At 64.9% G+C, this 22,869-nt stretch carries 18 protein-coding genes; 8 read left to right on the top strand and 10 right to left on the bottom strand.

Annotation, left to right across the window (positions count from 1 at the left end):
• Nucleotides 1-106 precede the first annotated feature (106 nt).
• The gene (locus tag MUN81_RS11335) at nucleotides 107-1,486 is read left to right on the top strand and encodes a HAMP domain-containing sensor histidine kinase (protein WP_245110457.1); all 1,380 of its coding nucleotides are present in this window, start codon (nucleotides 107-109) and stop codon (nucleotides 1,484-1,486) included.
• 45 nt (nucleotides 1,487-1,531) lie between these two features.
• A complete protein-coding gene (locus MUN81_RS11330) occupies nucleotides 1,532-1,747 on the top strand; it encodes a hypothetical protein (protein ID WP_245110456.1) in 216 nt (71 codons plus the stop codon).
• Between the two features lie 11 nt (nucleotides 1,748-1,758).
• Here MUN81_RS11330 and surE read toward each other — a convergent pair whose 3' ends face one another.
• Nucleotides 1,759-2,625: a 5'/3'-nucleotidase SurE gene (surE, locus tag MUN81_RS11325; protein ID WP_245110454.1), complete on the bottom strand. Its 867-nt coding sequence runs from the start codon at nucleotides 2,623-2,625 to the stop codon at nucleotides 1,759-1,761.
• Between the two features lie 104 nt (nucleotides 2,626-2,729).
• Between surE and MUN81_RS11320 the strand changes: the two genes are divergently transcribed.
• Together MUN81_RS11320 and MUN81_RS11315 are read left to right on the top strand one after the other, a co-directional pair.
• The gene (locus MUN81_RS11320) at nucleotides 2,730-4,466 is read left to right on the top strand and encodes a M14 family metallopeptidase (RefSeq protein ID WP_245110452.1); all 1,737 of its coding nucleotides are present in this window, start codon (nucleotides 2,730-2,732) and stop codon (nucleotides 4,464-4,466) included.
• A 283-nt stretch (nucleotides 4,467-4,749) separates the two neighbouring features.
• Nucleotides 4,750-6,561: an alpha-amylase domain-containing protein gene (locus MUN81_RS11315; protein WP_245110450.1), complete on the top strand. Its 1,812-nt coding sequence runs from the start codon at nucleotides 4,750-4,752 to the stop codon at nucleotides 6,559-6,561.
• Nucleotides 6,562-6,654: 93 nt separating this feature from the next.
• Here the strand turns inward: MUN81_RS11315 and MUN81_RS11310 are convergent, their stop codons facing one another.
• Nucleotides 6,655-7,152 carry a DUF4112 domain-containing protein gene (locus MUN81_RS11310; protein ID WP_245110448.1) on the bottom strand — a complete coding sequence of 166 codons (498 nt, stop codon included), beginning with the start codon at nucleotides 7,150-7,152 and terminating at the stop codon, nucleotides 6,655-6,657.
• Nucleotides 7,153-7,298: 146 nt separating this feature from the next.
• On the opposite strand from MUN81_RS11310, the gene MUN81_RS11305 reads away from it, so the two are divergent.
• Nucleotides 7,299-9,596 carry a DNA methyltransferase gene (locus tag MUN81_RS11305; RefSeq protein WP_245110447.1) on the top strand — a complete coding sequence of 766 codons (2,298 nt, stop codon included), beginning with the start codon at nucleotides 7,299-7,301 and terminating at the stop codon, nucleotides 9,594-9,596.
• 117 nt (nucleotides 9,597-9,713) lie between these two features.
• Here the strand turns inward: MUN81_RS11305 and MUN81_RS11300 are convergent, their stop codons facing one another.
• Together MUN81_RS11300 and MUN81_RS11295 are read right to left on the bottom strand one after the other, a co-directional pair.
• Complete coding sequence (locus MUN81_RS11300; RefSeq protein WP_245110445.1) at nucleotides 9,714-11,261, bottom strand: sigma 54-interacting transcriptional regulator; 1,548 nt, start codon at nucleotides 11,259-11,261, stop codon at nucleotides 9,714-9,716.
• A 123-nt stretch (nucleotides 11,262-11,384) separates the two neighbouring features.
• On the bottom strand, nucleotides 11,385-12,491 hold the full coding sequence (locus MUN81_RS11295; protein ID WP_245110444.1) for a VWA domain-containing protein: 1,107 nt from the start codon (nucleotides 12,489-12,491) through the stop codon (nucleotides 11,385-11,387).
• A 162-nt stretch (nucleotides 12,492-12,653) separates the two neighbouring features.
• Between MUN81_RS11295 and MUN81_RS11290 the strand changes: the two genes are divergently transcribed.
• A complete protein-coding gene (locus tag MUN81_RS11290) occupies nucleotides 12,654-12,935 on the top strand; it encodes a DUF427 domain-containing protein (RefSeq protein WP_245110442.1) in 282 nt (93 codons plus the stop codon).
• A gap of 195 nt (nucleotides 12,936-13,130) precedes the next feature.
• Nucleotides 13,131-13,970 carry a methylated-DNA--[protein]-cysteine S-methyltransferase gene (locus MUN81_RS11285; RefSeq protein WP_245110440.1) on the top strand — a complete coding sequence of 280 codons (840 nt, stop codon included), beginning with the start codon at nucleotides 13,131-13,133 and terminating at the stop codon, nucleotides 13,968-13,970.
• Nucleotides 13,971-14,033: 63 nt separating this feature from the next.
• On the opposite strand, the gene MUN81_RS11280 is transcribed toward MUN81_RS11285, so the two are convergent.
• The 4 genes from MUN81_RS11280 to MUN81_RS11265 form a co-directional block, all read right to left on the bottom strand.
• Complete coding sequence (locus tag MUN81_RS11280) at nucleotides 14,034-15,014, bottom strand: acyl-ACP desaturase (protein WP_245110438.1); 981 nt, start codon at nucleotides 15,012-15,014, stop codon at nucleotides 14,034-14,036.
• 143 nt (nucleotides 15,015-15,157) lie between these two features.
• Entirely contained in the window at nucleotides 15,158-16,855 is a 1,698-nt protein-coding gene (locus MUN81_RS11275) for a hypothetical protein (RefSeq protein WP_245110437.1), read from the bottom strand.
• A gap of 46 nt (nucleotides 16,856-16,901) precedes the next feature.
• Nucleotides 16,902-17,756, bottom strand: a complete 855-nt coding sequence (locus tag MUN81_RS11270) for a phytanoyl-CoA dioxygenase family protein (protein WP_245110435.1) — start codon at nucleotides 17,754-17,756, stop codon at nucleotides 16,902-16,904.
• Between the two features lie 26 nt (nucleotides 17,757-17,782).
• Nucleotides 17,783-18,733 carry a glycosyltransferase gene (locus MUN81_RS11265; protein WP_245110433.1) on the bottom strand — a complete coding sequence of 317 codons (951 nt, stop codon included), beginning with the start codon at nucleotides 18,731-18,733 and terminating at the stop codon, nucleotides 17,783-17,785.
• A 515-nt stretch (nucleotides 18,734-19,248) separates the two neighbouring features.
• Here MUN81_RS11265 and MUN81_RS11260 point away from each other — a divergent pair.
• Complete coding sequence (locus tag MUN81_RS11260; RefSeq protein ID WP_245110431.1) at nucleotides 19,249-20,364, top strand: PKD domain-containing protein; 1,116 nt, start codon at nucleotides 19,249-19,251, stop codon at nucleotides 20,362-20,364.
• 105 nt (nucleotides 20,365-20,469) lie between these two features.
• On the opposite strand, the gene MUN81_RS11255 is transcribed toward MUN81_RS11260, so the two are convergent.
• Together MUN81_RS11255 and MUN81_RS11250 are read right to left on the bottom strand one after the other, a co-directional pair.
• Nucleotides 20,470-21,741 carry a hypothetical protein gene (locus MUN81_RS11255; RefSeq protein ID WP_245110429.1) on the bottom strand — a complete coding sequence of 424 codons (1,272 nt, stop codon included), beginning with the start codon at nucleotides 21,739-21,741 and terminating at the stop codon, nucleotides 20,470-20,472.
• 80 nt (nucleotides 21,742-21,821) lie between these two features.
• Entirely contained in the window at nucleotides 21,822-22,808 is a 987-nt protein-coding gene (locus MUN81_RS11250; RefSeq protein WP_245110427.1) for a hypothetical protein, read from the bottom strand.
• Nucleotides 22,809-22,869: the final 61 nt, after the last annotated feature.

The following is a 22,869-nucleotide window of genomic DNA, read 5'->3' as shown; positions in this document are numbered from 1 at the left end:
AACGTCAGGATTTACTATTGCACGCGAGATGCTTCGGCTGCGCTCAGCATGACGTTTTTTTGTCCGTTTATTCCGCCAATCCACTTCCCCACCAACCCGCCACCGCATGCGCCTCGAAGCCAAGCTGGCCATCTCGAATGCCGTTTCCAAGCTGCTGCTGGTGCTGCTGGGGGTGCTGGTGATTCCGCCCATTGTGCAGCGCGTGGCCGTGGCCCACACCGACTACCGCCTGCGCGACCAGCAGCGGCGGGTGCTGGCCCTCATCGCCCGCGACGGCCTGGTGGCGTTTGAGCGGGGCGAGCGCGCCGAAACCTACGCCGACTACAACATCTTCAAGCAGGAATACATCACCGTGACGCCGCTGCCGACCGGCGCGCCGCTGCCCCCCGAGCGCATTTTTGAAGAGCCCCGGCAGGTGGATGAGCAGGTGGAAGACTTCCGCATCCTGAGCTTTGCCCGGCCGCCCGGCGGGGCCGCCCGGCGGGCGTTTCGCCTTGAAATCGGGTCCTCGCTTGAAACCGTAGAACTGCTCACGGCCACGCTGCGGCAGCTGGCCTTGTGGGTGCTCATTGCAGCCACACTGCTCACGGTGGTGTCCGATGCCGCGGTGGCGCACTACCTGCTGGCGCCCCTGCGCGAGCTCATTGTGCGCAAGCTGCGGGGCATTCGGCAGCCGTCAGATTTTAATTTTGAACCCGTTGAAACTGACACCACTGACTTCCGCCGGCTCGATGACCGGTTGAACTCGCTGATGCGGCAGGTGCAGTCGGCTTTTGCCAAGGAGCGGGAGTTTATGAGCAACGTGAGCCACGAGCTGCTCACCCCGGCCAGCATCCTGCAGTCGCGCTTCGAGAACATGCTGCAGGACCCTTCGCTGCCCGAAGTGCATGCCCAGCAGATAGTGGAATCGCAGCGCACGCTCTACCGTTTACGCAACACCGTGCGCACCCTACTGCTCATCGCCAACATCGAAAACGAGCAATACCTGCGCGAAGAGGCCGTGGCCCTGGGCGCCGCCGTGGCCGACGTGGCCGAGGAGCTGGACGACCGCCGGCAGCAGCGCGACATTACCCTGGAAGTGGACATGACCGGCAACGACGTGCGCCCGCGGGCCAACGCCAGCCTGATGCACACGCTCATTCGCAACCTGCTCTCGAACGCCATCAAGTACAACCGCGAGGGCGGCCACATCCGGGTGCTGGGCCGGCCCGGGCCGCAGGGCAGCTACACCCTGCGCGTGGAAGACACCGGCCCGGGCATTGCCCCCGACCACCTTCCCTACCTGTTTGACCGGTTTCGGCGATTCCACGCCAACGCGCCGGGCTCGCCCGAGGGCTACGGGCTGGGCTTGCCCATTGCCAAAACCATTGCCGGCTTTCACGGGGCCACGCTCCGGGCCGAGTCGGAGCTGGGTCGGGGCACCGCTTTTGTGCTGGAATTTGGGCCCGAAGCGGGACCCACGGCCGGGTTCATGCCCCCTTCATAGGGGTGCAAGTAACTTCGGGGAGTTATGGAATTCCCCGTGCATATCTTGCTGAAACTCCTGATTTCGGGCCTGCTGCTGGTGGTGGCCATTGCCGTGACGGTCGAACTTGTGGCCGTGCATCGGCTGGGCGCCGGCACGTCGGCCACAGCCACGGCGCACCCGGTAGTGGTGCGCAAATCAGCCCACGCGCCCATGCCCACCAAGCTGGTACGGCCACTGCCGGCCACCAAAGGCACTGCCCGCCGCCACGCCGGCTCCTGAAAGCCCGGCGGCTATTCGGGTGCGGCCACGCCGTAGTCCTCGGCCGCAATGGGTTGGGGCGCCGACGTTGCCTCGTTGGCTTCGGGCAGGGGCAGCTGCCAGCGCTGGCTGAGGTGGGCCAGGCCGTGCGCGGCCGTGAGGTCGAATTGGCAGGGCACCACCGAAACGTAATTGCGCGCCAGCGCCCACTCGTCGGTGTCGGTGCCGTGGTCGAGGTTGATGAACGAGCCGATGAGCCAGTAATACGGCCGCTGGTAGGGGTCGAGGCGGCGGTCAAACTCCTCCTGCCACTTGGCGCGGGCCTGGCGGGCCAGGCGCAAGCCGGCAATGGGCGTATCAGACTTCTTGGGAATGTTCACGTTCAGAGCCGTGCCCACGGGGATGCCGTTGGTGAGGGCGTGGCGGCACACTTGCGTCACCCAGTCGGCCACGTGCGAAAAGTCAGCGTTGGGACCGTACTCGCACAGCGAAAAGCCCACGGCGGGCAGGCCCTCGATGGCGGCCTCAATAGCGGCCGACATGGTGCCGGAATACAGCACGTTCACGGAAGCATTGGAGCCGTGGTTAATGCCGGACACCACGAGGTCGGGCGTGCGGTCTTTCAGCACGTAGTGCTTGGCAATTTTCACGCAGTCGGCCGGGGTGCCGGAGCACTCGTAGGCTTCCACGTCGGGGCCGAACACCGGGTTTTTGGTGAGGCGCAGGGCGTGGCCGATGGTAATAGCGTGGCCCATGCCCGACTGCGGCGCATCGGGGGCTACCACCACAACCTCGGCCCCGAGGGCTTGGACGATTTCGACGAGGTGGCGAATGCCGGGGGCGGTGATACCGTCGTCGTTGGAAACCAGAATGAGGGGGCGAGTGGGGGCGTCGGACATAAGGCAGCTGATGGGGATGTGGCCAAAGGTACGGCGGCCGTGGGGCGTGGTTCGGGTTTTAGAGTGAATTTGCGGCCATGTTTGCCATTCTCCTTGCTTCGCTGATGTCCCTCGCCCCCACTCCGCCGGCCGCCTGGCGCACGCCGTTCGAAAACGACCCCGCCGGCAACACCACCGCCACCTACGCCGAATGCGTGGCCTATTACCAGAAGCTGGCCGCCGCCTACCCACAGCACCTGCACCTGGCCGAAGCCGGCCCCACCGATGCCGGCCTGCCGCTGCACGAAGTGGTGCTGAGCCCCGACGGCGACGCCGACCCGGCCAGCACCCGCCGCAAAAACCGGCGCATCCTGTTCATTCAGAACGGCATTCACCCCGGCGAGCCCGAAGGCATCGACGCCAGCATGATGCTGGCCCGCGACCTGATGCAGCAGAAGTCGCTGCAGAAGCTGCTGGGCAACGTGACGGTCGTCATCGTGCCCGTCTACAACATTGACGGGATGCTGAACCGCAACTCCACCACCCGCGTGAACCAGAACGGGCCGGCGGCTTACGGTTTCCGGGGCAACGCCCGGCACCTGGATTTGAACCGCGACTACATCAAGCAGGAGTCGCGCAACGCCTGCTCGTTTGCTGCCCTGTTTCAAAAATGGCAGCCCGATGTGTTTGTGGAAACCCACACCTCCAACGGCGCCGACTATCAGTATACTATGACGCTCATTGCCACCCAGCACAGCAAGCTGGCTCCGGCGTTGGGCAGCTACCTGCAGGGCCAGCTGCTGCCCGCGCTCTACAAGGGCATGGAGCAGAAAAAGTGGCCCATGACGCCCTACGTGGACTTTGAAGGCAAAACGCCCGAGAGCGGCCTGCAGGCGTTTCTGGAAAGCCCGCGCTACTCTACGGGCTATGCGGCTTTGTTCAACACCATCGGCTTCATGCCCGAGACGCACATGCTCAAGGCCTTCGCGCCGCGGGTGCATTCCACGTACGACTTCCTGAAAACCATGCTCGAAACCGTGGGCCAGCAGGCCGATGCCCTGGCCGCCGCCCGCGCCAAGGCGGCGGCCGACATGGCCGCCCAAACACTATTTCCGCTGGCCTGGATCCTCGACGACAGCCAGCACGAAACGGTGCAGTTCCGGGGCTACGAGGGCAAGACGAAGCCCAGCGACGTGAGCGGCCAGCCCCGGCTGTACTACGACCGCACGGCGCCCTTCACGCGGCCCGTGAAGTATTTCAACACGTTCAAGCCCACGGCGTCGGCTACCCGGCCCACCGCCTACCTCATCCCAAGAGCCTGGGGCGAAGTGCTGGACATTCTGCGCCGCAACGGTGTCCTGCCCGAGCCCCTGACCCAGGACGTGACCGTGCCGGTAGAAACGTACTATTTTGAGGATTTCAAAACCACGCCACGGCCCTTCGAAGGCCACTATGTGCACAGCCAGGTACAGCTTCGCAAGGTGGCCGAAACCGCTACTTTCCACGCCGGCGACGTTGTGGTGTACCTCAACGACGCCGCGCCGGTGCGCTACCTGATGGAAACCCTGGAGCCGCAGGCCACCGACTCCTTCTTTGCCTGGGGCTTCTTCGACAGCGTGCTGCAACAAAAAGAGCATTTCTCCGACTACGTGTTTGAAGACTTGGCCGCCGACCTGCTGCGCCGCGATGCGCCCTTGCGCGAGCGCCTGGAGAAACTCAAGAAGGACAACCCCGCCTTTGCCGCCAACGGCCCCGCCCAGCTGGAATGGGTGTACCTGAACTCGGCTTACCACGAGCCCGGCCACAACCGCTACCCCGTGGCGCGCTGGCTGGGACCGGGCCGGGTAGACGCCGCGCGCTAACCCGCTGCCGCTCATTGCCGCCGGGCTCTCCGTACAATTTGTTCTGGCAATAAAACTACAACTATACACAGCATTAGTTGCGAATGCTTGGCATACTGAAAATATTTTGCATTTGATTTTGCTAAAATCATAATTGGCAACAATACGGCGAGGCGCAAAATAGTAATCATGCAATCGTTTGCACTGGCTTTTGTCAATATTGAAAAAGCCAGAATTCTGCACGTCAGTGGCTTGGGAAGGGCGCTCTACCTTGGAGGCCAACATTCACCATTCCCACCACTTTATGACAAACTTCTTGCGCGGGGTCACCCGCATCTCCTTCGCCGCCAGTCTGCTGCTTGCCGGCTGCGCCAAAGAGGCCACCCAGCCCAACGCCGGCCTACCCGTCGCCGTGGCCCCTACCACCGCCAACGCCACCGTGGCCAACGGGGTGATGATGCAGGGCTTCTACTGGGACGTCCCCACCACGACCCCTGCCGGCACCTGGTGGCAGAACCTGGGCAGCAAAGCCACCGAGCTGAGCCAGGCCGGCATCACGGCCGTGTGGCTGCCGCCGGCTTATAAGGGCTCGGGCGCGCTGGACGTGGGCTACGGCGTGTATGACCGGTACGACCTGGGCGAATTCAACCAGAAAGGCACCGTGGCCACGCGCTACGGCACCTTGGCCCAACTGCAAAGCGCCATCGGGGCGTTGCACGGGCAGGGCGTGCAGGTATACGAGGACATGGTGATGAACCACTTCACCTCGGCCGATGCGCAGGAGCTGGCCAACGGCCAGTACAACGTGTACACGAGCTTCACCTACCCCGGCCGGGGCAACACCTACAGCAGCTACCAGTGGCACTGGCAGAACTTCACCGCCACGCAGCAGGCGCCCAACAACGGCTGGTACCAGTGGAAAGCCTACGACTTTCAGCCCTACGCCAACGGTGATGCCTACGACAACCTGCTGGGCTCCGAAATTCAGTACAACAACAACGCGGCCAACGTGAACGAAACCATTGGCTGGGGCAACTGGATTACGACCAAGCTCGGGCTGGACGGCTACCGGCTGGACGCCACCAAGCACATGTACACGCCCTTTGTGAACCAGTGGCTGGATGCGGTGAAGGGCACCAGCGGCCGCTTCGCCGTGAGCGAGGCCTGGTTCCGCAACCTGACCGACCTGAACAACTACGCTGCCGCCACCGGAGGCCGCACCAGCCTGTTCGACGTGCCGCTGCACTACACGTTTCAGGACATGAGCAACGGCAACGGTGCCTGGGACATGCGCGGGCTACAATTTGCCGGCTTCACGGAGGCCAACGGGCCGCTGTCGGTTTCCTTCGTGGACAACCACGACACCGACCAGCAGGGCGGCGCCCTGTACTCACCGGTGGTGAACCTGAAGATGCTGGCCTACGCCTACATCCTGACCCGCGAAAAGGGCTACCCCTGCGTATTCTACCGCGACTTTTACGAGTACGGCCTGGGCGCGCAGATTAAGAAGCTCATCGCCATTCGCAAAGCCAATGCCTACGGGGCGGCCAACGAATACACCAGCGTGAACGACACCAACGTGTACGCCTACTCGCGGGCCGGCGACGCCAGCCACAAAGGGCTGCTGCTGCTGCTGAACGATGGTAGCACGGCCGCCAGCAAGGGCATCACCACGCCCTTCGCCAACGCCACGCTCACCGACGCCACCGGCAACAACGCCGGCAGCATCACCACCAACGCCAGCGGCTACGCCGTGTTCCCGGTGGGGGCCCGCTCCTATGCCGTGTGGGTACCCGGCGGCACCACCACGCCGCCCGCCACCGGCACCACGGCCGTGCAGTTTAACGTGACGTATAGCAACACCGTGACCGGCCAGGACGTGTACGTGCTGGGCAGCACCGCCCAACTGGGCGCCTGGAACACGGCCAACGCCATCAAGCTCAGCGGTGCGGCTTACCCCGTGTGGAAAGGCACCATCAACCTGACCAGCGGTACCTCGGTGCAATTCAAGTACATCCGCAAGGACGCCGCCGGCAACGTGCTCTACGAAGGCGGCTCGAACCGTGTGTTCACGCCCACCGGCACCAGCCAGGTGCGCAACGACACCTGGCAGTAGCGGCAAGAAGCTTCCGCTCTTTCTACAACCCCAAAAGGCTGACCCAGAAGGTCAGCCTTTTTACTTTTATCGGGAATCCCACGTCGCAGGGGGCTATTGATTGAAGAAATGCCAGCCCCAGCGCAGCAGCTCGTAGCTACCCCACCCCACCAGCGCCACTACCGCAGCCAGGAAAAGCAGCAGGAGCAGCACCAGACCCTTGCCGCTGCCGGTGTGGCGGCCTTCGGCGTAGTGGGCGCGCAGCAGGGCCACGTTGCGCTCGTTGCTTTTGTAGGCAAAGTCGAACAGGTTGCCGAGGATGGGAATGCCGCCCACTACCGTATCGATGAGGATATTAAGGGCCATGCGCACCACCAGCGCCCCACTGGCCCCGTGCCGAAACATGGTCAGGAGCAAAGCCACCGATACCACGGTGGTCGATAAGTCGCCGACTATGGGCAACAGGCCCAGCAGCGGGTCGAGGCCAAAGCGGAAGCGGGTGCCGGGCAGCGCAAACTGGCTGTCCATGAGCCGGGCAATGCGCTCGACCCAGCGCAGGCGCTCATCGGCGTCGAAGGTGGCAGGCGGACGGGCTTGGGTGCGGGGAAGCATGGGCGTGGGTTTTGGGCTTGGTACGCAACTGCGGCCACAATGGTCGGGGAAGCAGCAGCCGGAAACAACCGAGCAGCGCACAGCCGATGCACAAGGCAGCCCAGAGACTTGCGCAACCTCAACCCGTTTTGCCTACCTTCATCGCCATGCCCCTCCCGTTCCCGACTCCACCCTACCTGCCCGACGACCCTGCCAGCTTTGAAGCCGCTGAGCGGCTCGGGCAGCTGCACGATGGCTTGCGCGCCACGGGCTTCGGCGAAGTACCCGCCCAGGACCGGGCCTTCGAAGAGCTGCTGGTGCGCGTGGCCTTCTGCTGTTTTGCCGAAGACAACGGCATTTTCGAGAAAAATCAGTTTCGGCACCTGCTGGAAGCGCACACCCGCCCCGACGGCGCCGACACCGCCGCGCGGCTGCAAGAGCTATTCCAGGTGCTGAGCCATCCGGTGGCTCAGCGCCCGGCCCAGCTACCGCCCTGGCTGGCCACGCTGCCCTACCTGGGCGAAGCGCTGTTTGGCGAAGCGCTGCCGCTGCCGGCCTTCACGACCGAGCTGCGCGAGCAGCTGCTGGCCTGCACGCGCTGCGCCTGGGAGCGCATTTCCCCCACCGTTTTTGGCTCCCTGTTTCTGGCCGTGGATGACCCCAACAAGCGGCAATGGCTTGATGCGCGCTACACGCCCGACGTACACATTTTCAAAATCATCGGGCCGTTGTTTCTGGACGAGCTGCACCAGCAACTGGCCCAGGCCGGCCACGACGCGGCCCGCCTGGAGGCCCTGCATCAGCGCCTCAGCACCATCAAGCTGTTCGACCCCGCCTGCAGCGGCGGCAACGTGCTGGTGGTGGCTTACCGTGAGCTGCGCCTGCTGGAGCTGGCCGTGGTACAGGCACGCGGCGGCAAAGCACCCGAAGGGAAGCCGCGCCCGGAAGCAGTGCCGCGGGTGAAGCTGAGCCAGTGCGCCGGCCTGGCGCTCGAAACCTTCCCGGCCCGGGTGGCTGCGCTGGCCCTCTGGCTGGCAGACCACCAGCTGAACCAGCAGTTTGCGGCCGCCCTGGGGCAGCCGTCTGTGCGCCGGCCGGTGGCGGAGGCTGCGCATATCCTGTGCCGCTTTGAGCTCACGGCGGGGTGGGAAACAACGTTTCCGGGTGTCGATTTTATCCTGAGCAATTTTCTGAACAGCGGCGATGTCAGCCCGAAATACTGGCACCCCGACCGCCTCACTTCGGCGGAGCCGCGCTATGTGGGCGGCAGCAATTTGCAGCAGATAGCCAAGTATATGCAGCACGCGCTGCATGTGCGCGCTGCTTTCATACTTTTTAAAAACGACATGCAGGGCCCCAACCGCGCCGCGGAATGGCAAGAGTTGCTGCAGGACTATGACCTCAGCCTCTTGTTTGCCCACCGGCCGTTTGCCTGGAAAGCGCTGCCCGGTGGGCATGCCACTGGCAGCAACGTGGTGGTGGGCCTGGGCAAGGCCACGGGCCAGCCCCGGCAGCTGTTTGCCTACGACACCCCGCTGAGCGAACCCCGCCTGCAACTGGTGCCCCACATCAATCACTACCTGCTGGCTGCTCCCGATGCCTGGTTTGCCCCCCGAACCGGGCCCCTGGCCCCGGTGCCGCGGCTTGCCGAAGGCAGCTCGCCATTCGATGGAGGGCACACCATGCTGTCGGAAGACCAACGGCACGCGCTACTGGCCCGGGAGCCGGCCGCGGCGTCTTACGTCCACCCGTTCCTGTCGTCCATCTTTTACCGCGACCCCAGGCGGCTGTGGTGCGTGCGGCTGGCCGAAGTGCCCGCCCACGCTTGGCCGGAGCTGCCGCGGCTGCGCAAGATGCGCGATGCCGTGCATGCGTACCGGCAGGACAGCTCCTTGGCCTTCGGAACGGCCGATGCATCGACTTACGACTGGTCGGAAGACGAAGCGCCGGTGGCCACCGGTTTCATTGCCCTGGCCCCGGGCATTCGCCCCGAGGTAGAGCATTTGGCGGCAGCCTTACTGGCTCCAGGTATGATGGCTGCGAGCGGCGTCGAATACATTGCTCCGGCCACCCCTTACCTGTTCGGGCTGATTATCTCGGCCATGTTTGGCGCCTGGGTGCGCCAGCTGTGCGACACCTGGAAGTATGGCTACCGCAACGACGGCGCCCTTACCTACTATCATTTCCCCTTTCCCTTGGCCCCCACCCCTGGGCAGGTAGCCGCCGTAGAAGCCGCCGTGGCCGCCGTGCACGCGGCGCCCAAGTCGCACGCCGCCCAAATCCCCGTGCATGGGTATTGGCACGACGACCTTACGCCGGAGCTGGCGGCCGCCGTGGCCCACCTCGATGCGGCCGTGGAGCGGTGCTTCCGCCCCGAGCCCTTTGCCACCGAGCAAGAGCGACTGGAGTTTCTGTTCGCAGCCTACCACGAACGAGTGACCAAGGAAGAAACGGCAGGCAAGTAAAGTCCCAACATCGACACGCAAAAAGGCCCGCGCCCCTATGGGAGCGCGGGCCTTTGGCTGCTGGTGCGGGCCAGCTTTTGGGGAGCGGAATTGCCGGACAGCACCCCGCCACCGCGGCTAGCGCCGGCGGCGCGGCTTCTCCTCTTCTTCGTCCTCGTCGTCATCATCCCCGAAGCTGGGCATGGTGAACATCGACGACAGCAGGTCCTTGAACTGCGCGCCCGAGGTGAGGCGGTTGCGCGAAATCAGACTGTGCTCGCTGAGACCGTGCAGCAGGAACTCCATCAGGAAGTAGGTGTGCTCGGGCGTCTCGTTGGGGTGCAGTTCGGTCACGATGTCGCGCAGGCCGGGCACCTGGTCGAGCGCCTTACGGTAGTCCTCGGTGCTGGCGTCGTGCAGCAGGTCCAGGGTGTGGCCGTTGCCGAACCACTCCTGCACCGTTTTGTAGGGCGAGGGGCGGTTCTTGAGCTTTTTGCTCTTGTCGGGGTCGGGGAAGTAGTTCAGGAACAGCGTGCGGATGGCCTTGCCCATCAGCTTCTCGGCCACGATGCCCGCGCCCTCCTGCTCGCCCTCATACACCAGCTCCACCTTGCCCGTCACGGCGGGCACGGCCGAAATGAAGTCGCCCAGGCGCACGTAGGTGTTGCTTTCGCCGTTCACCAGCGCCCGACGCTCGGCGCCCGCAATCACCTGCTCGTAGGCCGAGATGGTGAGGCGGGCCGATACGCCCGACTTGGCGTCCACGAACTCAGAGCCGCGGGCCTCGACGGCCACCTGCTCCACCAAGTCGTGAATGACTTCGTTGCTCGTCACCATGCCCTTCTGCTCGTCTTTGATGCGGGCTTCCTGCTTGGTGATGCGCTTGCCGATTTCGATGGATTTCGGGTAGTGCGTGATAATCTGGGCGTCAATCCGGTCCTTAAGCGGCGTCACGATTGAGCCCCGGTTGGTATAGTCCTCCGGGTTGGCCGTGAACACGAACTGGATATCGAGCGGCAGCCGCACCTTGAAACCGCGAATCTGGATGTCGCCTTCCTGCAAAATATTGAACAGCGACACCTGGATGCGCGCCTGCAGATCGGGCAATTCGTTAATGACGAAAATGCCGCGGTGGGCCCGCGGAATCAGGCCGAAGTGAATCACTCGCTCGTCGGAGTACGGCAGCTTCAGCGTGGCGGCTTTGATGGGGTCGGCGTCGCCGATGAGGTCGGCCACGCTCACGTCGGGCGTGGCCAGCTTCTCAGTGTAGCGCTCGTCGCGGTGCACCCAGGCCACGGGGGTGTCGTCGCCTTTTTCGGCAATGAGGTTTTTGGCGAATACCGACAGCGGCTGCAGCGGGTCGTCGTTCAGCTCGGAGCCGGCCACCACGGGCATGTAGTCGTCGAGCAGGTTGATGAGCAGGCGCGCAATGCGGGTTTTGGCCTGGCCGCGCAGGCCCAGCAGGTTGATGTGGTGCCCGGCCAGAATGGCGCGCTGCAGCTCCGGAATCACGGTTTCGTCGTAGCCGAAGATGCCGGGGAAAACGTCCTCCTTCACGCGCAGCTTGCGGATGAGGTTTTCCCGCAGCTCGGCTTTCACCGAGCGGGATTTGTAGGCCGACTTTTTCAGTTGGCCGAGAGTGGTAATGTGTGCGAAATGGTTAGTTGGAAGCTGATTGTTAGCCATGAAATTGGTTGAAGTGGCATCTTGGGCAGCGCGAAGGACCTTATCACGTCCGCGCCGTTTGCATTAAGTGAGCTGAAAAAGGCGGCCGTGATAAGATGCTTCCTTCGTCAGCATGACAGATGGTTACAGCGTCTTGCGGCGGTTTTTCCTGTAGTCTTCGAACACCAGGTGCCCCAGTCCTTTCAGGCCCGAATAATACGCCTTGCCCTGGTTCACCTCCGTAAATTCCTTCACGAACTTCTGCAGGTACGGGTCGGAGGTAATCATGAAGGTGGTGATGGGAATCTTGACGCGACGGGCGGCGGCGGCCAGGTTCAGCGTCTTGTTCACCACTTTGCGGTCGAGGCCGAAAGCGTTTTTATAGTAGCCGTTGCCTTCTTTCAGGCAGGTGGGCTTGCCGTCGGTAATCATGAAAATCTGCTTGTTGGGCGTTTTGCGCTTGCGCAGCAGGTCCATGGCCAACTCCAGGCCGGCCACGGTGTTGGTGTGGTAGGGGCCAACTTGCAGATACGGTAGGTCTTTCACCTCAATCTTCCAAGCGTCGTTGCCGAACACGATGACGTCGAGGAAATCTTTGGGGTACTTTTGCTTCACCAGTTCGGCCAGGGCCATGGCCACCTTTTTGGCCGGCGTGATGCGGTCCTCGCCGTAGAGTATCATCGAATGCGAGATGTCAATCATCAGCACCGTGCTGGTTTGGGACTTGTGCTCGTTTTCGCGCACCTCCAGGTCGCCCTCGGTCAGCATGAAGTTGTCGCCTTCCATGCCGTGGTTGAGCTGGGCGTTGCGGATGGACTCCGACATCTGAATCTGCTCCAGCGAGTCGCCGAAGCGGAACTCGCGCAGGTCGGTGCTTTGCTCGTCGCCCTGCCCGGTGTGGGGGGTGCGGTGGTTGCCGGTGCTACTTTTTTTCAGCTTGCCGAAAATCTCCTCCAAAGCTGATTTGCGGATGCCCTGCTCGGTTTTGGGCGTAATCTTGAATTCGCCCTTTTCCTGCTCGTTCTCATCGATGTAACCCTTTTTCTTCAGGTCATCAATGAAGTTGCCCACGCCGTAGTTGTCGTCGGTGAGGCCGTACTGCTTGTCCAGCTCGTTGAGCCAGGACAGGGCCTCGCCCACGTCGCCGGAGGTGATGGTCACGAGCTGCATAAACAGCTTAAACAACGACTCAAAGCCCTTTTCGGGCTGGTCTTCGGGCACAAAATCGCGGAAGCGGAAGCCAACGGCCATATAAATTCTTCTTTCAGGATAGGCTTGGAAAACAACGGCAGCGCGGGCAATGTTCAATCAGCGGTAGCGCGAAGCTCCAGCTTCGCGTTTCGGCCGCGCAATTTGCCTACGCCTCTCCGTTCAATGATACGCGAAGCTGGAGCTTCGCGCCACAGCCCATTCATGAAAGCCATTTGGAACAACACGGTTATCGCCGAAAGCGACGACACCGTTGTGGTTGAAAACAACCACTATTTCCCCGCCGACGCCATCAAAAAAGAGTTTTTTGAGGACAGCATTGCCCAAACCACCTGCCCCTGGAAAGGCCGCGCCAGCTACTATTCGCTGAACGTGAACGGCGAGAAAAACAAAGACGCCGCCTGGTACTACCCCGAGCCCAAAGACGCCGCCAAGGAAATCAAAGGCCGCGTGGCGTTCTGGAAAGGCGTGCGCGTGGAGAAGTAACGCTTACACCCGTCAAACGGTTATGCTGAGCGCCGCCGAAGCATCTCTACCGCGCAACTAAATCATACGTGAGGTAGAGCTGCTTCGGCGGCGCTCAGCATGACCGTTCTATGCGTTTCTCAAAAAGCGCAAGAACCGGGTGTACTCCTTTCCGTTTAAACGCGAGTTTTGTAGTCAATCAGTGCCCCGAACATCATGACTGACTACCAACGCATCGCCGCCGCGCTGTCCTTCCTCCAAGCAAATTTTCAGACCCAGCCCAGCCTGGAAGAAGCCGCCGAGCGCGCCCGCTGGAGCCCGTTTCACTTCCAGCGCAAGTTTCAGGAATGGGCCGGCGTGTCGCCCAAGAAATTCCTGCAATACCTCAGCCTCGACCACGCCAAGCAGCTGCTGCGCCAGCAGGCCTCAGTAGCTGAAGCGGCTTACGAAACCGGCCTCTCCGGCACCGGCCGCCTGCACGACCTGTTCGTGACGCTGGAAGCCATGACGCCCGGTGAGTACCGCCACGGCGGCGCCGCGCTGGCCATTCAGTACAGCTTCGGCGAGAGTCCGTTCGGGACTTACCTGGTGGCATCCACGGCCAAAGGCATCTGCAAGCTGGTGTTTGTCGATGACGAGCAAGCGGCACTGGCTGAGCTCCGGCAGGAATGGCCCAACGCCTTGCTCACGCCAGCCGAAACCGCTGTCCACGCCCAGGTGGCGCGGTTTTTTGCCCGCACTTTCTCCCCCACCGACCGGCTACACCTGCACCTGAAAGGAACCGCGTTTCAGCTCAAAATCTGGGAGTCGCTGCTGCGCATTCCCGAAGGCCAGTTGCGCACCTACTCGCAGCTGGCCGCGGCAGCCGAAAATGGCGCGGCCGTGCGCGCGGCCGGCACCGCCATCGGGGCCAATCCGGTGGGCTACCTCATCCCCTGCCACCGCGTCATCCGCGGCACAGGAGAATTTGGCCAGTACCGCTGGGGCGCCACGCGCAAAGCCGCCCTGCTAGGTTGGGAGGCAGCGCAGACCATCAGAATCCACGAAGCAGCATAAGCCAAAAAGCCTGCCTTTGGAGTCAAGGGCAGGCTTTTGGCTTACGCTGGCTGGGATTAGCGCTTAGTCAATCCACTTGAACTTGTACTCCAGCTTGGGCACGGGCATGCGGTCGGCCACGCGGCGCAGGCGGTTGGGAAGGGCCATGATGTAGTCGCGGGCTTTTTCGGCTTCGCCGGTCAGGCCGCCGATGTGCTCAATTTTCCAGTCCGTGATGAGCGAGTCCAGGATGTCGGTATAGTCGTTGCTCGTGTACACGCCCAGGCGCTGGGCGGCGTCAGTGAAGTGGCCGAAGGTTTTGCCCATTTCCACGCCCATTTCGCGCATGTAGTGGGCCGGCATCACAATCTTCTTACGCATCATGTCCTCGAAAGCCAGCATCATTTCGGAGGGGTCCAGCTCAAAAATCTTGCTCACGAAGGCCTTGTACACGCGGGCGTGGCGGGTTTCGTCGCCGGCAATCATGCCGCAGATTTTGGACAGCTGGTCGTCGCCGGCTTTGCGAGCCAGCTGGCCCACGCGGCGGTGCGAAATGTTGGTGGCCTGCTCCTGGTAGCTCGTGTACACGAAGGCGCGGTACGGGTCGTTGGCCGTGCCCAGGTCGAAGGCGTCGTTGATGAGGTACTGGGTGCTCACCTCAAACTCGCGCATGTTCACGCGGCCCGAGAGGTAGAGGTAGCGGTTCAGGAGGTCGCCGTGGCGGTTTTCCTCGGCCGTCCAGCCCCGAATCCACTCAGCCCAGCCGTTGTTGCGGTCGCGGTTGATGTTGTCGAGTTCGTGGAACCAGGCCTCGTAGTTGGGCAGGGCTTCTTCGGTGATGGTGTCGCCGATGAGCACGGCCAGCAGGTCGTAGCTCAGGCCGCCGGCTTTTTCGCGCAGCTCTTTTACTTCGTCAAAAAACGTGTCGCGGCGCGAATCGGGCAGGTAGTCGGCGGGCTGCCAGCTGTCTTCCACGCTTTTGAGGAAGGTGCTCATGTTTTCCTTGAGGTAGCCTTCCATCTGCTGAAGGACTTCGCCGCGGGTAATCGAAATGGAGGTTTGCATAAGAAAAGGCGAAAAGCGTGAGGGGGTGGTGAAAGAAACGCTTTTCGCGCAACAAAGGTCTGCCCCAAGCGTAGGGGCCCGGGTATAAGATTATGGCATTGGCTCCGTAAAACCGCCACAAAAAGGCGTTTTTACGGCCAAAATCAATGTTCCGGCCACTGCTGGAGGTGATAGACGCGCGCCGATATGGCCGTGTCGTGAGCCAAGGGCGGGCCTTCGGGGTACAGCAGCATTCGCTCGCCCCGGAGGGCCAAGCGGCGGCTGAGCCAGCGCGCAGTTTCGGGCGTGAGCACCCAAAGGACGCGTGGCGGGGCGCTATAGCCGGGCAGCCGGGCCAGGCGGCGCAGGCACTCGGTTTGGTCGGCGGTGCCGCTGAGGGCCCGGCGCAGGCGGGCCTGCGAGGCATCGTGCGAAGGCCAGCCGCTGAGCTGCAGCACGGGGCCCGGCCCCACCGAATACGGGCGAAACGGCGAGAGGCTTTTCAAAAAATCATTGGTGCCCGCCAGGATGCGCACCGCGCCTGCGCCCTGGTGGCGTAGCTCGCTCAGGGCAATTTCGTGGCGGCGGCGCTCGGCGCTTAGCACCTGGTGGCGGTGCCAGGTTTTGGCGCCGTAGAGCAGCAGCACGGCCAGCACCAGCACGGCCCCGGCTCGCTTCCACTTTGCCGAAAAAATCGGCAGCGCACTACGGCCTGCGGCTGCAATATCACGGTCGCTTTCCGGGGGCCTCAGCACAAACGCCGCGTTGGCCAGCAGCCAGAAAATCAGCAGGGGCAGCTCCAGCCGCGGGGGCAGTTTGAGCACGCCCGCCAGAAAAATGAGGCCGCCCCCAAAAGCGGCCTGCACCAGCCAGAACAGAACCTCGCCCCTGGGCCGGCGCCGGGCCGTGGCCAAAGCGGTAGCCGCCAGCCCCAGCAGCAGCGGAAAATAGTCGCGCAGCAGCAGCGCGGCCCGCAGACGCAGCTTGGCCGGCACCTCGCGCCCGTAGAAATCGCGGGCATTGAAAACGTAAGCTCGCCGGCACAGCGCTTCGTTCACCAGGGTCGAGTCGCCCATCATCCAGAGGTTGACGGCTTCCGTGCCCAGGCTGTCGGCGGGTGTACGGGGCTGAGGCCTGAGCTGGTCGAAATCCAGAATCTGGGCAAAATACCGGTCGCGGGCCTGGGTGTGGGCCTGCTCGGGCGTTTGCAGGAAAGCGGCCAGGGCAGTGGCCATGGCCAGCAGCAGTGCCCCGCCCGCCAGCGTGGGCAGCGCCCGGCGCCAGCTGCCGGCCAGCCACAGGGCGCCCGGCGCGGCGGCGGCCAGGCCCATCACGCCCAGGCTGGGCCGCATCAGCCACGCGGCCAGCAGCGCCGCAAGCCCCAGCAGCAGGGGCCCCCGCCGCCCCGGCCGCTGGGCCGCATACAGCACGCCCGCGCCCGCCAGCAGCAGCCCCACCCGCACGTAGCTGAACCACAGCCAGTGCTCCAGCCAGGCCAGTCCGAAAAACACGACCAGCAGCATCACCACCACCGGCCCCGGCCACCACCTTCGCAGCAGCTTGTCAAGCACGGCAAACACCAGCACGGTGGCCGCGCTCAGCCCCAGCCCCAGCAGCAGCCCAAACCACGGCACCGCGGGCAGCGCCGCGTAGGCCGCCGCCAGCGCGTGCCCATAGCCATGAAAATACAGCGGCACCGAGGCCACCGGCCCGGTTGCGGTGACGCCGGAGAAAAGCCAGGCCAGCGCCAGGTCGTCGTTGGCCTCGAAGTAACTGCCCAGGCCGGCTACGGTGGCCGCAATCAGCCCCACGGGCAGCAACAGCACGCGCAGGAAAATGGCAAAGCGGGAGGAATTTGGCACGGCGGCAAAGGCAAACGAGGCCGCTAAGAAACAAAGCGGGCCACCATCAGGCGCGCCAGAACCGCATTTCGAGCGACACGCGGGTGGCGTCGGGGTTGAGGTTGGCGGCACCGCCGTGCAGCAGGTAGGGCGAAAACACCAGCACCTCGTCGGGGCCGGGGTTGGGCCGAATCAGCTCTAATGGCCGGGCCGGGCGCAGCACGCCGGGCACCGTGTAGGGCACGCCGTAGTAGATGGCGCCCCCGGCCGTGCGTTCGACGGCGCTCTCGGGCCAGTGGTGGCTGCCCGGCACCAGCGCCAGCGCCGACTGCGCCGTGCTGCCCGCCACCGGCAGATAAATGTTGAGCGCGTGGCGATAGCGCGGCAGCCAGGCGTCGCGGTGCAGCGGGTTCTGGTCGGCGTGGTGCGGCCGCACAATGCGCAGGTGAAACACCGCCTCCTGCACATTGGGGTTGTGAGCCCGCACGGGCTGGCCGCACGCCTGGCTCACCAGCGCTTCGAGCAGCGCGGGCGCCACGGGCAGCTGAGCCATCTCGTAGGCCTTGGTTTGGGCAATGACGGCCAGGTGGCGGGCAGGGTCATCGCCGATGGCGCGGTGGTACTGGCTGATGTCGAAGTCCGACGCCACGTCGCAGCCCGCGTGGCGCAGGGCCTCGCGCAAGAGCTCGGCCAGGCCAGCCTGCAATTGGGCTTGCTGAGCCGGTGCCAGGCCGGGCACTACCACAAAGCCCGCGGCGGCCCACGCCGCCTGCGCGCTCAGGTCGACGTCGGTGGCCAGCAGCACGGTGTTGTCGCCGGCCGCGGCCGCAGTTCCTTCTACCCCGGGCAAAAGCACCTGGCCGTCGAGGTGTAGTCGCGGGGGTACGGCATCGGAAGCAGCAAAGTCGTTGGGCAGGGACATGGGGTGTGGGCTGGCGGCGAACAAACTTAGCTTGCTTTTGGCGCAAAAAGCCGGCTCCACCGGGCCAGCCCCCATTCCGGCAGGCCGGGGCGCGCCACCTGCCGCAGCAGCGCATACAGCGCGCCCACTTCGGTGTGGCGACGCCGGCGGGCGGCCTGGCGCAGTTCCCAGCGCAGGCGCGTGGCCAGCGCGGCGCGCTCCGCGGGCGTACGCACCAGGACCAGCGCCTTCTCGCACACCCGAATGGTGGACGCCAGGTAGGGGTCGTGGGCCTGGTAGGCTTTGGCGCTCATGCTGCGCGGGTGCTTGCGCTTGCGGGTGGTCACGGCGTCGAGGTACACAAACTGCCAGTCGCGGCTGGCCCGCACCCAGAAATCGAAGTCCTCGTAGGCCAGGGTTTCGTCGTAGCCGCCCAGCGCCTCCAGGCAGGCGCGCCGCATGAGCATGGTGGGCGTGCTGATGAAGTAGCGGGCCAGCACGTCGGCCAGCACCCAGCCGCTGGCGGGGCGGGGCCGCAGCCCGCCGGCGCCGTCGGGCCGGTGGTGCAGGCCCAGCGGCTGGCTTTGCTCGTCAATCAATTCAGCGTTGGAATAGACCATGCCCACGCTGGGGTCGGCGGCCAGAAACACCTGCACCTGCTGCGCAATGCGTTCGGGCAGCAGCACGTCGTCGGTGGCAAAGTCTATCACAAACTCGCCTTGGCTTGGGCGGAAAGCCTGGTTGAAGGCGCGGCAGTTGCCCACGTTTTCGGGCAGCAGCAGCAGGTGCCAGCCGGGTTGCCGGGCGGCATATTCGCGCAAGATGGCGGAGCTGCCGTCGGTGCTGGCGTCGTCCACGAGCCACACTTCCAGGTTCGGGTAGGTTTGGGCGAGAATGGAATCCAGGGCTTCGCGCAGGAAGGGGGCGTGATTGTGGCACAGCGCCACGACGGTGACGAGGGGCAGCGCGGCAAAAGACGTAAGGTGAGGTTCGGACATGGAGGCCGCAAATGAAGCCATGAAATGCGTTCGAAACGCTGCCTGGTTGGACAAGGAAGCAAAATAGCAGCGCCCGTTTCCGCAAGTCACACACACTGGAAACGCGGCTCCTGGCGTTTCCATAGCAGTTGTTTTTGGGGTAACCAAGTCCTAAGCACGGTTTTTGCGACTCGCTTGCTCTACAGCTTATTCGTCGCCGGTCAGGCACTTGCCAGCGCAATTCTCAACAAATGAAAACACGACTACTATTTGCTATTTCTTTCCTGGCTTCGCTCACAGGATTCTACTCAGCCTCAGCCCAGCCCACCCGCGTTTGGTTGCGTACTTACCCATACCAGTACTAGGGTTACCACAAGCTGCTTGCTCTGCCCGATGGCGGGGCCCTGCGTTCTCATGTAACGGTTTTCCCCGGGTCTAGCAGTACGCCGTTGGCCATCGTGTCGCGCCTCGATTCCACCGGGTCAGTGGTTTGGCACCGCACCCTCGGGCGGGCTTATTCTGTCTTTAACAGTTTCGTGCCCCTGCCCGACGGTTCCTGTGCGCTGGCCGGCTACCAGTCGCGGCTCACGGCCAGCGGCGACACGCTAGGCTCACGCTACTTCGGCCTGCCGAACGACTACGACCAGTTCACCGACGTGCGGCCGAGCGCCAACGGTGGCCTGCTGCCGTGCGGCGTCATCGGGCTGGCCAACGGCCAACAGCAGCAGGGCTGGCTGCTGCAACTCGACAGCTTGAACCGCGTGCAGTGGCAGCAGCGCACCCCGGTCGGTTCCGCAGTGCCCAACTTTGTGTTTTACCGCTGCCTGGCTCTGGCCGGCGGGGGCGCCTTGGTGCAGGGCTCACGACTGGCCCCTAACCGGCTGGATGTATTTACTGACTTGTACATGGCCGCTTACCAGCCCAACGGGGCGGGCGGGGCTGCCGCAAACTGGCAGCGATTCACCTCCCCCCCCACCACCGACGAGCCCTACGGCGATTGGGACTTGAGCACACGAGGCGAGCTTACCGTTAGCGGAAGCATCGACTTTGGCCACACGCTGGCCCTGATGCGCCTGCAGCTGGCCGAGCGCCCCTACGTGCCGAACCTGTGCCAGACGCCGCCGCAGGCCGCGCTGGGCTTTGCCCCCACCGCCGGCGGCGACAGCCTGCGCTTCTTCGCCCTCACCGGCGCCGGGCCGCGCTACGCCCAGCTCGTGCGCTGGCGCTGGGATTTCGGCGACGGCAGCACCTTCGACGGGCCCCCGCCCCCGCCCCACCGCTACGCCGCCGGCGCCGGCACGGCCGTGCGCCTCACCGTCACCAACAACCTGGGCTGCATGGCCACGGCCGTGGCTTTTCCTTTCGCCCTGGCCACCGCCGCCCAGCGCGCGCTGCAAGCCAGCTTCAGCGTGTTTCCCACCACGGCCGGGGCGGGCGGCACGGCCACGGTGCAGCTGCCGGGCCTGCGCCCCCAGCCTCCCATAGCGGCGAGCTGCGCAACGCCCAGGGCCAGCTGGTGCGGTACGAGCAGTGGGCGTCGGCGGCGTTGGCTCGGCGTGCCGCTGGGCCTGAGCGGCCTGGCCCCGGGCGTGTACAGCCTGCGCCTGCTGGCCCGGGAGGTAACATTGGTCAAGCGTCTGGTGGTGCAGTAAGAAAGCACCGGCGCGGCCGGCCTAAGGGCAAGGGCGCGGCACGTATCATTGCAAAAATCCCCGACACTGCGCAGTGCCGGGAGTTTTTGTTGGGCTTCTTTCTTATCACTGTCGGGCCCGCCGGCCCCGCAGATACACCGCTACGCACGCCGCCAGCACCAGCCCGTAGCGCGCCGCGTGGGCCCACACCGCGCCCGCCAGCCCCAGCCGTGGCAGCAACAGGGCCAGCATCCCGGCAAACACCACCGCCGACGCGGCCTGCACCGCGATGTAGGGCCCCGTGCGCGCCCGGGCCATGAGCTGGTAGATGAACACCCAGCTCAGAAACTTGGCCCAGTCGCCGAGCAGCTGCGGCGCCAGCAGCTCCTGGGCGGCCAGCAGGCGCGGGGCAAACAGCAGCGGCAGCAGCCAGCTGCGGCAGGCAAACAGCAGCCCCAGGCCGGCGGCCAGCAGCGGGACCAGCAGGACCAGCACGCTCAGCAGGTAGCGCCGCGCCTGCCGTGGCTGGGCCGCCAGGGCCGCTAAGCGCGGGTAGAACACGCTGCTCATCACGGCCCCAAACACCATGGTATAGTTGTCGGAGAGCTTGGCCACGGCCTGCCACAAGTCGGTGCGGGCGGGGCCGTAGGTGGCCAGCAGGTGGTCGCGCAGCACGTAGTCGACGGCCCGGCCGAAGAGCAGGGAGCTCACGGCCATCAGCAGAAATTGACCCAGGCCGCGCAGGGCCGTGCGGCTCACGGGGGCGGCCGGGCGCCACTTTGGCAGCACGCCGGCCCGGCGCGCCAGCCACAGTGCCGGCAGCAGCGTGAGGCCTTGGGCCAGCAGGTAGCTCAGCAGCACCCGCGGCAGCGGGGCCTGCGCCAGCAGCATGCCGGCAGCGGCCGCCGTGCCCAGTGCCGCCAACGTCACGGCCAGCCCGATGTAGGACCGTAGGCGGCCCGCCGCCAGCAGCGCGGCCCCCAGCAGGCCCTGCCCGGTGAGCAGCGCGATGCCAAGCACCAACACCACCCCGGTTTGCCAGTTCCAGCCCGCCCGGCTCGTGGCAGCCAGCACCGCCGCGCCGCCCAGCAGCGCCAGGGCATTCAGGGCCACCGCGGCACCCAGCCAGGCGCGGTGGCGCGGGCTGCCGGGCCGCAGCGGGGCCAGGTATTTCACCAGGCCCACGTGCACGCCGTCGTTGGGCAGGGACGTGAGCAGGGCCATCAGGTTCTGGAACTGCGCCAGCAGCGTGAGCCCCCCGGCGGGCGCGAAGGTGGCGAACAGTTTGTTGAGCACGAGGGCGCCGGCCGCGCGGGCCGCCACGGCCACGCCCGTGCCGAGCGAGCCCCGAATGAACTGCCGAAGCAGCGGCTTAGCCGAGGAAACGAGGGTGGGCATCGGCACAAAGTACGGCACACTCCCCTCCTTGGCGATGCGGGGAATGTGCTCCCCTCTCCCTTACGTCCCTACTCCCCTCCTCATCCCAATTCCTTTTCCCAGCTCAGGCGCAGGCCGGCCACGCCGCCCAGGTGGCGCTTGAAGCGCAGCAGCGAGGCGTTGGGCCCGGTGTCGAGGGTGGAAGTGCCGAGGTCGAGCACGGTGAGGGCGCTGGCGCGGGCAAAGGCGTGCAGGCCTTCGTTGAGCAGCACCACCGGGCTGAAGGCATTGCAGCGCAAGGGGCTGGCAGGGTAGAAATTATACAGGGCCGTTTCGCTCACCCGAATGGCTACGGTGAGCGCCGCCCACTCCCCATCGGGCTGGCGCACCGAGAACAGGAAATGCTCGCGCGGAAAGTGCTTGAATAGTGCCTGCACCCGCTCCAGCGACAGCGACAGGTGCTGGCCCCGCTCCTGCCGGCACGCCCGGATAAACTCGTAGGCCGCCGGCAGCAGAAACGGCGGCTCCTGCTCCACGTGCAGGCCGTGGCGGCGGCACTTGTGCAGGCGGCGGCGCTCCGACGCGTGCAGGTGGGCTTCGTAGTCGCGGGCGGGGTCGAGGTGGTAATTCTGTTCGGCCAGGGCCACGCGGTAGCCGCGCTGCCGCAGGGCTTCGGCGAGCGTGGCGGCGCCGGCGGGGTCGTAGGCGAAGGGATAGCCCCGCAGCGCCAGCCGGCGCAGGCCGAGGCCGGTCAGGTGGGCTTCGGCGGCATCCAGCAGCAGGTGCACGGCCGCCGTGCCCACGCCGGGCGCCAGCTGCACGGCTCCAAACGGGGCCTGCGCCGGGCTGCGCGCCGTGCCGGTTTCTGCTTCAAAGCTGACGTGCAGCTGGGCCACACTGACGCCGGCCGCGGCGTCTTCCACATACAAGCTGAGCACGGGCGCGGCGCTGGCTTGCAGGGCCTGGTGCTCGGGCCGGAGGTACAGAAACGACTCAAACGCCAGCGGCAGCCGCGGCGGCGCGGGGCCGCCGGCCGCCAGCCACACCGAGAGGCCCGCCGTGGCGCGCGCGGCGGTGCTTTCTCCCACCAATGAATCCGTACTTTTCAACCGTGTGTTTCGAGGCTCTGCCGACAAAGTACGGCACAGA

Source organism: Hymenobacter sp. 5317J-9, assembly GCF_022921075.1.
Taxonomy (GTDB): Bacteria; Bacteroidota; Bacteroidia; order Cytophagales; family Hymenobacteraceae; genus Hymenobacter.
This window is presented reverse-complemented; position numbering and strand designations above follow the sequence as displayed.